This window comes from Rhodococcus sp. P4_B6, assembly GCF_056402215.1.
The window spans coordinates 19,811-29,144 of sequence record NZ_JBFUHV010000115.1 but is presented as its reverse complement, the minus strand read 5'-3'; the positions used below and the strand labels follow the sequence as shown (position 1 = coordinate 29,144).

The 9,334-nt window shown below is 70.7% G+C and carries 10 protein-coding genes and 1 pseudogene; 8 read left to right on the top strand and 3 right to left on the bottom strand.

Annotation, left to right across the window (positions count from 1 at the left end; genetic code table 11):
• Nucleotides 1-171 (top strand): annotated as a pseudogene (locus AC1DWT_RS35545) (IS982 family transposase); the annotation flags it as partial.
• A 13-nt stretch (nt 172-184) separates the two neighbouring features.
• Here AC1DWT_RS35545 and AC1DWT_RS35540 read toward each other — a convergent pair.
• Entirely contained in the window at nt 185-1,111 is a 927-nt protein-coding gene (locus tag AC1DWT_RS35540) for a LysR family transcriptional regulator (protein ID WP_477924258.1), read from the bottom strand.
• An 83-nt stretch (nt 1,112-1,194) separates the two neighbouring features.
• Here AC1DWT_RS35540 and AC1DWT_RS35535 point away from each other — a divergent pair, with 83 nt between their 5' ends.
• Genes AC1DWT_RS35535 through AC1DWT_RS35505 form a run of 7 tightly spaced genes read left to right on the top strand, consistent with a single transcriptional unit; the run spans nt 1,195 to nt 7,619 of the window.
• A complete protein-coding gene (locus tag AC1DWT_RS35535; protein WP_477924256.1) occupies nt 1,195-2,130 on the top strand; it encodes an EamA family transporter in 936 nt (311 codons plus the stop codon).
• Nucleotides 2,127-2,711 (top strand): biotin transporter BioY, encoded by a 585-nt coding sequence (locus tag AC1DWT_RS35530; RefSeq protein WP_083395608.1) that lies wholly within the window; start codon nt 2,127-2,129, stop codon nt 2,709-2,711. Before AC1DWT_RS35535 ends, AC1DWT_RS35530 begins: the two co-directional genes overlap by 4 nt.
• Entirely contained in the window at nt 2,708-3,829 is a 1,122-nt protein-coding gene (locus AC1DWT_RS35525; protein ID WP_206014940.1) for a class I adenylate-forming enzyme family protein, read from the top strand. Before AC1DWT_RS35530 ends, AC1DWT_RS35525 begins: the two co-directional genes overlap by 4 nt.
• Nucleotides 3,826-4,953: a thiolase family protein gene (locus AC1DWT_RS35520; RefSeq protein ID WP_477924253.1), complete on the top strand. Its 1,128-nt coding sequence runs from the start codon at nt 3,826-3,828 to the stop codon at nt 4,951-4,953. The genes AC1DWT_RS35525 and AC1DWT_RS35520 overlap by 4 nt, the downstream gene beginning before the upstream one ends.
• A complete protein-coding gene (locus tag AC1DWT_RS35515) occupies nt 4,950-5,630 on the top strand; it encodes an energy-coupling factor ABC transporter ATP-binding protein (RefSeq protein ID WP_072946867.1) in 681 nt (226 codons plus the stop codon). Before AC1DWT_RS35520 ends, AC1DWT_RS35515 begins: the two co-directional genes overlap by 4 nt.
• Nucleotides 5,627-6,229 (top strand): energy-coupling factor transporter transmembrane component T family protein, encoded by a 603-nt coding sequence (locus AC1DWT_RS35510; protein ID WP_095863507.1) that lies wholly within the window; start codon nt 5,627-5,629, stop codon nt 6,227-6,229. The genes AC1DWT_RS35515 and AC1DWT_RS35510 overlap by 4 nt, the downstream gene beginning before the upstream one ends.
• On the top strand, nt 6,222-7,619 hold the full coding sequence (locus AC1DWT_RS35505; protein WP_477924250.1) for an AMP-binding protein: 1,398 nt from the start codon (nt 6,222-6,224) through the stop codon (nt 7,617-7,619). The genes AC1DWT_RS35510 and AC1DWT_RS35505 overlap by 8 nt, the downstream gene beginning before the upstream one ends.
• Here AC1DWT_RS35505 and AC1DWT_RS35500 read toward each other — a convergent pair.
• Together AC1DWT_RS35500 and AC1DWT_RS35495 are read right to left on the bottom strand one after the other, a co-directional pair.
• Complete coding sequence (locus AC1DWT_RS35500) at nt 7,616-7,945, bottom strand: AtuA-related protein (RefSeq protein WP_095863509.1); 330 nt, start codon at nt 7,943-7,945, stop codon at nt 7,616-7,618. The two genes, AC1DWT_RS35505 and AC1DWT_RS35500, sit on opposite strands and share 4 nt — an antisense overlap.
• A complete protein-coding gene (locus AC1DWT_RS35495) occupies nt 7,942-9,315 on the bottom strand; it encodes an acyclic terpene utilization AtuA family protein (RefSeq protein WP_477924248.1) in 1,374 nt (457 codons plus the stop codon). Before AC1DWT_RS35495 ends, AC1DWT_RS35500 begins: the two co-directional genes overlap by 4 nt.
• Between the last annotated feature and the right edge of the window lie 19 nt (nt 9,316-9,334).

Below are 9,334 nucleotides of genomic sequence, written 5' to 3'. Positions count from 1 at the left end.
GTCAACCACACGTTGAAAGGGCAGCTTGGCCTGGAGGAACACGGTGGCCGTACCACGCACGGGGTGTTCGCCCGCGTCGCCCAGCGTGTGCTGGCGATGGCCGCCGGCATCTGGCACAACTGGAACATCGGCGCCACTGCCAAGCGATCATTGATCGCCTACGACCACTGATCCGTTCAAGGAATCAATCATCTAGGACCCCCGACTCCCCACCCGCGTCCGCGCGGGTGGGGAGTTTTGTGCGCTGCGCCGCCAGACGGTCGAGGACCAGTCGCAGCGGCGGCCAGGTGGACCTGCCGCGGCGGGTCACGGCGTACGCCGTCAGCACCACCTTCGGGTTGCCGAGCGGCAGGACGGTGACCTCTTCGCGGGTGGGACGGTCGGCGGGCAGCAGGCCCACGCCGTAGCCGGCGGTGATGAGGTCCTCGACGAGGTCGAGGCTGTCGATCTGGTGGGCGATCCGCGGTGTGAAACCCGCGAGCGAGGCCAGCGTGCGGACGGCGTCCTCGTCGGCGGTGTTGCGGGAGTTCACGATCCACGGCGAATCGGCGTATGCCGCGACGTCGGCGGGTTCGACCGCGGCGGGTGCGGGGACGCCGAGTCCCCAGGCCGTCGACCACAGCGGGACGGCCTCGAGCGCCGCGCCGGGTGACGCCGGCGCCAGGTTGTAGTCGTAGGTCAGGGCGAGATCGAGTTCGTCGTCGGCGAGCAGTGCGAACGCCTCGACCGGCTCGTATTCGCTGATCACCACGTCCACCTGCGCGTGGGTGTGCGCCAGTTCGGCGACGACGGGGAGCAGCGACACCCGGATGCCCGTCGCGAAACCCCCGACGCGCAGGGTGCCGACCGGTTCGGCGTGGGGGTCGAGGTCGAGCCGGGCGGCGTCGACGGCCGCCAGGATGGTGACGGCGTGATCGGCGAGCCGGCGACCGGCCGGGGTGAGCCGCACCCGGCGGCCGATCGGTTCGACGAGCTGCGCACCCGTCTCCTTCGCCAGCGCGGCGATCTGCTGGGAGACGGTCGAGGTGGTCAGCCGGTGTGTCTCGGCGACCTCACGCATCGAGCCGAGGCGGGAGAGCTCGAGCAGGAGATGCAGGCGTCGGGTATCCACCCACATATTGTTCGCGATATCCGAACGATTTGTCCATGAAAGACACGTGGACGTGAACGGTTGTGGTGTCCTTGAATACAGGCATGACCAGGAACCCGACCCACGTCGGCGCGACGATGGCGCTGACCTCGATGCTGTGCGTACAGACCGGACTCGCGATCTCCGTCGGCGTCTCCGAACGCGTCGGCGCCGAGGGTGCCGCCTGGTTGCGCCTGGCCTGGGCCGGGGTGCTGCTGGCCGTGATCGTGCGGCCCCGTCCGAAGGCGTTCACGCGTTCCTCCCTCGTCGCGTGCATCCTGCTCGGAGTGGTCACGGCCGCGGTCACCCTGCTGTTCATGGCCGCGGTCGACCGGATCCCGCTGGGAACCGCGAGTGCGCTGGAGTTTCTGGGACCCCTCGGCGTCGCGGCCGTGCACGGGCGGGGCCGCCTCCGGTGGCCGGCGCTGGCGGCCGTGGGAGTGCTGCTGCTGACGCAACCCTGGGTCGGCGGCGTCGACCCGGTGGGAATCCTGTTCGCCCTGGGCGCGGCCGCGTGCTGGGCGCTCTACATCGTGCTCACTCAGCGTGTGGGGGACGAGGTGGCGGGAATCAACGGTCTCGCGGTGTCCATGCCGGTCGCCGGATTGGTCGCGACCGTCGTGGGCGGGCCGTCGATGCTCGCGAAGATGACGCCGGACCTGTTGATCATCGGGCTGGGATTGGCGATACTGCTGCCGGTAGTGCCGTTCACGCTGGAGATGCTCGCCTTGCGCCGGCTGAACACGGCGGCGTTCGGGACGCTGATGAGTCTGGAACCGGCGTTCGCGTTGATCATCGGGCTCGTCGTGTTGCACCAGGTACCGGACCACGCGGCGGTGGCCGGGATCTGTTTCGTCGTCGCGGCGGGGATCGGCGCAGCGCGGGCCGGGGCGCGCACGTCGCCCGACGAGGACGAGGTGCCGGAGTCTGCCGCACCGTTGGCGGCGCCGACCTGCTACCTTGAACGTCGTTCAAGTTTGAAGCAAGAGGAGTCGTCATGACAGAAGTCGGGAGTGCTCGGGTGTCGAGGCTCGGTATTTCAGCGCGGGACATGGCGCAGATCGCGGTGTTCGCCGCACTGATCGCCGCGCTGGGTCTGCCCGGCGCCATCACGGTCGGCTTCAGCGGCGTGCCGATCACGCTGCAGACCCTCGGGGTCATCCTCGCGGGCGCCGTGCTCGGGGCACGCAAGGGCACCGCCGCCGTCGCGGTCTTCCTCGCACTGACCCTGATCGGACTTCCACTGCTGTCCGGTGGCCGCACCGGACTGACGGCGCTCGCCGGTCCCAGCGCCGGATACCTCATCGGGTGGCTTCCCGCGACGCTGGTCATCGGCCTCCTCACCGCGCGGATCCTGCCGAAGTACCCGATCGCTCTCGGTCTGCTGATCAACGCCCTCGGCGGGATCGTGATCATCTACCTGTTCGGCACCATCGGGCTGCTGCTGCGCACCGACCTCGGGGTCGGGGCCGCCATCACCACCAACTTCGCGTTCATCCCCGGCGACGCGCTGAAGGTCGTCGTCGCCACCGTCGTCGCCAAGAGTGTGCACCGCGCGTACCCCGGCCTCATCCGTACGTGATTGCCGTACTCGGCGGCGCCGGCGATCAGCCTGCTCTCGACGTCGACGGCCGCACGTACACCTACGCCCAACTCGACCGGGCGATCGACCGGTGGATCGACGAGCACGGCTCCGACGCGTCCGTCCACGACGCGTCGGAGTTGCCGGTTGCAGACGCGTTGATCTGCGTCTGCGCCGGCGCGCGGCGGGGGACCGCGGTGATCGTCGAGAACCCCGACGCCCGTCCCGACCGGCCCGCGATTCCGCCGTCGGCGTTCCTGCTGGTGGCCACGTCCGGTTCCACCGGCAGGCCCCGACCGCTCGCCCGCACCGCGGCATCCTGGTTCGACAGCTTTCCCGCCTTCACCGCGATCACCGGAATCGACGCCACGGACCACGTGCTGATCACCGGGCCGCTGCACGCCACGATGCACCTGTTCGGTGCGGTGCACGCGCTGTGGCGCGGCGCGTGCGTCACCGACGATCCGTCGCGGGCGACGGTGGTGCACGCCGTCCCCGCCGTTCTCCGTGACGTGGTGGGGAAGGCCCCGAAGCTGCGCACCGCGATCGTCGCAGGCACCGCCCTCGACGACGGCGCCCGCGCGGTGGCGGACGGGATCGAGATCGTCGAGTACTACGGCGCCGCGGAACTGTCCCTCGTCGCGGCGCGGAAGGTCCCTGAACCGCTGCGGCTGCTGGATGGTGTCGACGCCGACATCCGCGACGGACTGCTGTACGTCCGGTCGCCGTACAGCGTGATCGGGGCTCCGGACTGGTTCGGCGTCGGTGACCTGGCGGAACTCGGCGACAACGGGGAACTGACCGTCCGCGGCCGGGGCGACTCCGCGATCAACGTCGGCGGCACCACGGTGGTCGCCGAGGACGTCGAGCGCATCCTCGAGACGCTCGACGGCATCGACGCGGTCGCCGTCGTCGGATCGCCGCACCCGGTGCTCGGCGAGACCGTCACCGCGGTGGTGGAGCTCGACGGCACCGCGGAGATCGCCGAGATCCGTGCGCACGCGCGCCGGGCGCTGACGAAGGAAGCCATGCCCCGCCGCTGGGTGCCGATCGAGGCGCTGCCGCGGACCGCCAGTGGCAAGGTCGCCCGAGGCCGAGTGAGAGACTGGCTGGCATGAGCTCTGTCCCTGTACTGGTCGCGCCGCGCCGGACGCCGATCGGCAATGCCGGGCACGGGTTCGCCGATCTGACCACCACCGATCTGGCCGCCCCCGTGCTGCGCGAGGTCCTGGACTCGCTGCGCGGGTCGGGCCTCGACGCCGAGGTCGACGACGTCGTGCTCGGCAACTGCCTCGGGCCGGGCGGCGACCCGGCGCGGGTCGCTGCCCTGCGGGCGGGGCTGGGTGCGGAGGTTCCCGGGGTCACCGTCGACCGGCAGTGCGGTTCCGGTCTCGACGCGGTGATGCAGGCCGCGCTGCGCGTCCGCAGCGGCGCCGACGAGCTGATCCTGGCGGGCGGCGTCGAATCGGCGAGCACCGCGCCGTGGCGGTTCTGGCCGCCGGTGCCCGGCGCCGACCCGGTGCGCTACACCCGTGCTCCCTTTGCGCCGCACGGCTTTCCCGACCCCGACATGGGTGTGGCCGCCGACGATCTCGCCCGGGTGCGCGGCATCAGCCGTGAGCGGCAGGACGCGTACGCGGCGCGGTCGCACACCCTGGCGGCGGCCGCCGACTTCTCGTCGGAGATCGTGCCGATCGGCGACATCGCGAAGGACCAGCGCATTCGCGCAGGCCTGACGGAGGCCCGGCTCGCGCGACTGCGCCCCAGTTTCGGTGCCGACGGAACGGCCACCGCCGGGAACTCGTGCGGCATCTCCGACGGCGCCGCGGTGCTGGCCGTGACCACCGAGACGCTGGCCGCCGGACTGCCTGCGCTGCGGGTGCTCGGCTCCGCGGTCGCGGGATCGGACCCCGCGTTGCCCGGGCTCGGTCCGGTTCCGGCGATCCGCAAACTCCTGAAGCGAACCGGGCACGACGTGGCGGATCTGGGCGTCGTCGAGATCACCGAGGCGTTCGCGTCGGTGGTGCTGGCGGTGTCGGACGAACTCGGACTGGACGAATCCGTGATCTGCCCGCAGGGCGGCGCCATCGCCATGGGACACCCGTGGGGGGCGTCGGGCGCGATCCTGCTGGTGCGCTTGGCAAGTCAGATGCTGCGCGAGGACGGGCCCGCGCTCGGACTCGCCGCCTGCGCCATCGGCGGCGGACAGGGCATCGCCGTGCTCGTGGAGCGTGTGTCGTGAGTGAGATCGTCTTCGACTCGGTGAGTCACGCCTTCGGCGACCGCAAGGTACTGCGCGGCGTCGACCTGCGTTTCGCCGAGCGTCGCGTCGGCATCATCGGATCCAACGGTTCCGGCAAGTCGACGCTGGCGCGGATGATCAACGGGTTGCTGAAACCCACCTCCGGCACCGTCACGGTCGACGGCGTCGACGCCGCCCGGAAGGGCGCGCAGGTGCGGCGGAAGGTCGGATTCGTGTTCACCGACCCCGACACCCAGATCGTCATGCCCACCGTGTCCGAGGATCTGGCGTTCTCGCTGCGCCGGTCCGGTCTGAGCAAAGAGGAGATCGCGACCCGCGTCGAGGAGATCCTGGTGCGGTTCCGGCTCGACAAGCACGCCGAGCATCCCGCGCACCTGCTGTCCGGGGGCCAGAAGCAGTTGCTCGCCATCGGCGCCGTCCTCATCCGCAGGCCCGAGGTGGTCATCGCCGACGAGCCGACCACGCTGCTGGATCTGCGGAACGCGCGCGTCGTCTCCGAGGCCCTCGATTCGATGGACCAGCAGGTGATCGTCGTGACCCACCAACTGGCGTTGCTGGAGAGTTTCGAACGGGTCATCGTCATCGACGACGGGCTCGTCGCGTTCGACGGCACCCCGGACGACGCCGTCCCCGCGTACCGGCAGCTGGTCGAATGATCGGGCTGTACCGCCCCGGCGACTCGCTGCTGCACCGGATGCCCGCCGGGCTGAAACTGCTGCTGTTGATTCTGTCGATCGTCGCGGCCACCGTGTTCGTGCGCACCCCACTCGAGGTCGGCGTCGTCGTCGTTCTGGTAGGACTGCTGTTCGTGGTGGCGTCCATTCCGTGGCGGGTGGCCGTGGCGCAACTGCGCCCGGTGGTGTGGATGTTGTTGATCATCGCGGTGTTCCAGGTGCTGATCACGTCGCCGTCGCGGGCGGTCGTCGTGTGCGGGGTGCTGCTGATCTCGGTGGCGCTCGCCGCGTTGGTCACGCTCACTACCCGGGTCACCGACATGCTCGACACCGTGTCGCGCGCGCTCGGGCCGCTGCGGAGAGTCGGGGTCGATCCGGACCGGATCGGGCTCCTCCTCGCGCTGGCGATCCGGTGTATCCCGCTGCTCACCGGGATCGTGCAGGAGGTGGCGCAGGCGCGGAAGGCACGAGGATTGCAATGGTCGATGACAGCGCTGGCCACACCGGTTCTGGTGCGTGCCCTCCGGACCGCGGATGCGATGGGCGACGCCCTCGTCGCACGGGGAGTGGACGATGACTGAGCTGCTGCCCGCCGAACGCATCGCCCGACGTGCCGCCGAGAACCCGGGGGCGGTAGCGATCGTCTCCGCCCGCGAGACCGTCGACTACGGCCGGTTCTGGTCGCGCGTCGCTCGGACCGCGGCCGGGCTCGACGGCATGGACCGGGTCGCCGTGCTGCCGACCTCGGACGTCGGGTCGCTGGTCGTCGTGACGGCCGCGATGCACGCGGGCGTCAGCGTCGTCCTGCTGCACCGGCACCTGCTGCCCGCGCAGCTGACGCGGGTGCTCGAACTCGCGAAACCCGGTGCCGTCGTCGCGGCGCCGCACCAGCACCGCCGGCTGCGGAGGCTGGGATTCGACGGGACCGTCGAGACGGCCGACACCCTGCAATCCGACGGCACCGCGGGCCGGGCACACCCCGGCGCCGAACTGCTGGTCGGCATCACCTCCGGCACCACCGGTGAACCGAAGTTGTTCGTGCGCAACCAGCGATCGTGGGCCACGACTCTCGACCGCTCCGACACGACGTTCGACATCGGCGGCGGCGACCGCGTGTCGGTGCCCGGGGTCCTCGACCACACGCATTTCCTGTACGGCGCGATCCACGGACTCAGCCGCGGCGCGACCGTGGACCTGCGGCCGGTCACGCAGTCGCTGGGCGACGCGGCCACCCACCTGTACTCGGTACCGACCATCGCCTGGGACGTCGTGCGGTCGGGGATCGGCACCGTCGACAGCGTCCGGGAGGTGCTGTCCTCGGCGGCCCGGTGGCCGCGCACGGGGCGTGAGGCGTTGCAGGGCGTCCTGCCGAATGCGTCGCTCGTGCATTTCTACGGAGCCTCCGAACTGAGTTTCGTGTCCTACGACCGGGGTCTCGGTGCCGCCGACGAGCATTCGGCGGGCGAACTGTTCGACGGCGTCGACGCCGAGATCCGCGAGGGCCTGGTGCACGTGCGCAGCGACATGCTGTTCGACGGGTACCTCACCGAGGACGGTGTGGTGAACGGCCCCGACGACGGGTGGATGACGGTGGGCGACCGCGGCCGGGTGGTGGGCAGCAGCCTGCAGTTGTTCGGCCGCGACAGCGACACGGTGATCCGGGCGGGACTCAATGTCGAACCCGCGGCCGTCGAAGCGGCGCTGACCGCGCTGCCCGGGGTCTCGGAGGCCGCGTGCATCGGGGTTCCCGACGCGCGGATGGGGGAGGCGCCCGCCGCCGCGATCGTCGTGCACGGCGACGCCCCGAGCACCGCCGAGATCTGGCGGCATCTGCGCGCGACCCTCCCCAGCCCCAGCATGCCGGTTCAGGTCCTCGTGGTGGACAGCCTGCCGCGCACGCCGCGCGGCAAGCTCGATCGTCCCGCACTCGCCGCCATCCTGGCCGACTCGCGGAACCCGAATCTCGGTTAGACGTCTCGGATTTCGAGGCTCAGCAGGTGGTAGCCCAGCGTCTTGCCGTGCCCGTCGAGCGCGGGTGAACCCGTGACGCCGCCGCCGAGGACGCCGGGCAGTTCGAACACCATCGCCAGCAGATTGGGCTGGCAGGTGCGCCGGGCCGGTCCGGTGATCAGTTCACCGTAGTGGGCGGCGACGACGTCGTCGGTCAGTCTCCGCTCGAGCAGGCCGTAGGCGGCGCGGTCCCGGGCCAGGACGGCGACGATGAGCGTGTCGCCCTTGTCGCCGGCGCGGACGTCCGCGAGTGCGTCGATGCGCTGAACGGTGGCGGGCGTGGTCATTTCGACACCTCCGTGAGATGGACGCGGGTGGGCACGAGTTCGCGGGGGAGGGTGCACGAGCGGATCGCGAGCACCTCCGTCGAGGAGCGCCGGGCACCGCCGCCGCCTGCCGGTCCGTTGGTGTACAGGCTTTCCACCTCCCAGCCGACGAGGTCGGCTTCCTCGCGAGTTCGTGCTCGGGCCGTCACTCGCACGCGAACCTCGCGGGCATCCTCGTCCGTGTCGAGTCCGCGGAAAGAAGCACCGGCGCCGATGTATTCGACGGAGACGGCGTCCTCGCTAAAACCGTGCACGTCGACGAGTCGTTCGGTGACGATGTCGGCGGCGAGCCGGGCGCGGGAGTAGGCGCGGGGTCCCGCGTAGCTGATCTGCCCCTCGCCGAGCCAGCCGCCGCGGAAGCCGAGGGTCACCTTCAGTTCCCGCGGGCGGGGGCGTCCGGTTGCACCGGTGATGGCGACGCGGTCGGGCCCGACGCTGCCGAACGACACGTTGCCGAAGTCCGCGGTGACATCGGGGGTCAGGTACGAAGTGGGATCACCCACCTCGTACAGGAGTTGCTCGGCGCAGGTTCGTTCGGTGAGGATGCCGCCCGATCCGTCGAGCTTGCCGAACGTCGCCGATCCGTCGGCGAGGACGTCGGCGAACGGGAAGCCGAGATCGGCCATGCCCTTCACCGGTTTGGTGACCGGATCGGCGTAGTACCCGCCCGTGAGTTGCCCGGCGCACTCGAGTAGATGCCCGATCGCAGTTGCGGCGCCGATGGTTTCGTGATCGGCGAGGTCCCACCCGAAGTGGTGGGCGAGCGGGGCGACGTAGAGCGACGGGTCGGCCAGGCGGCCGGTGACGACGACGTCGGCGTCCAGTTCGAGCGCGGGGAGCACGGCCTCCGCACCGATGTACGCGTTCGCGGAGACGAGCACGTCTTCGTGCTCCGACAGGCGTTTCCCGGTTTCCCACACGACGGGGTCGTGGCGCAGCACCTGCTCGAGCACCGCGTCGCCCGTGACCGCGGCGATGCGCACCGGACGGTCGGCGGACCGGGATGCGATGCCGGAGACCAGTTCCGCGGCGGCGAGCGGGTTGGCGGCGCCGGCGTTGGTGATCACCGTGGTCCCGGACGCGAGGGTGTGCGGGAGCACCGCGCGCATGCGTGCGGCGAGCAGCGGATCGTAACCTTCGTCCGGGTTCTCCAGCCGGCGAGCGTTTCCGGCGGCGACGGTGCGTTCGCCGAGGCATTCGAAGATCAGGTAGTCGAGGTCGGCGTGCCGGGCGAGTTTCTCGGCGGGGTCGATGCGATCCCCGGAGAACCCGGATCCCGCGCCGAGTCGCACGCTCCACGCGGTGCTGCCACGGGTGCTCGATGGTGTCACGGTTTCGAAGTCCTTTGCT

Coding starts and splice junctions, on each gene's coding strand:
- AC1DWT_RS35530 (WP_083395608.1), top strand. CDS start 2,127: ATGACAGAAGTCGGGAGTGCTCGGGTGTCGAGGCTCGGTATTTCAGCG.
- AC1DWT_RS35520 (WP_477924253.1), top strand. CDS start 3,826: ATGAGCTCTGTCCCTGTACTGGTCGCGCCGCGCCGGACGCCGATCGGC.
- AC1DWT_RS35535 (WP_477924256.1), top strand. CDS start 1,195: ATGACCAGGAACCCGACCCACGTCGGCGCGACGATGGCGCTGACCTCG.
- AC1DWT_RS35510 (WP_095863507.1), top strand. CDS start 5,627: ATGATCGGGCTGTACCGCCCCGGCGACTCGCTGCTGCACCGGATGCCC.
- AC1DWT_RS35505 (WP_477924250.1), top strand. CDS start 6,222: ATGACTGAGCTGCTGCCCGCCGAACGCATCGCCCGACGTGCCGCCGAG.
- AC1DWT_RS35500 (WP_095863509.1), bottom strand. CDS start 7,945: ATGACCACGCCCGCCACCGTTCAGCGCATCGACGCACTCGCGGACGTC.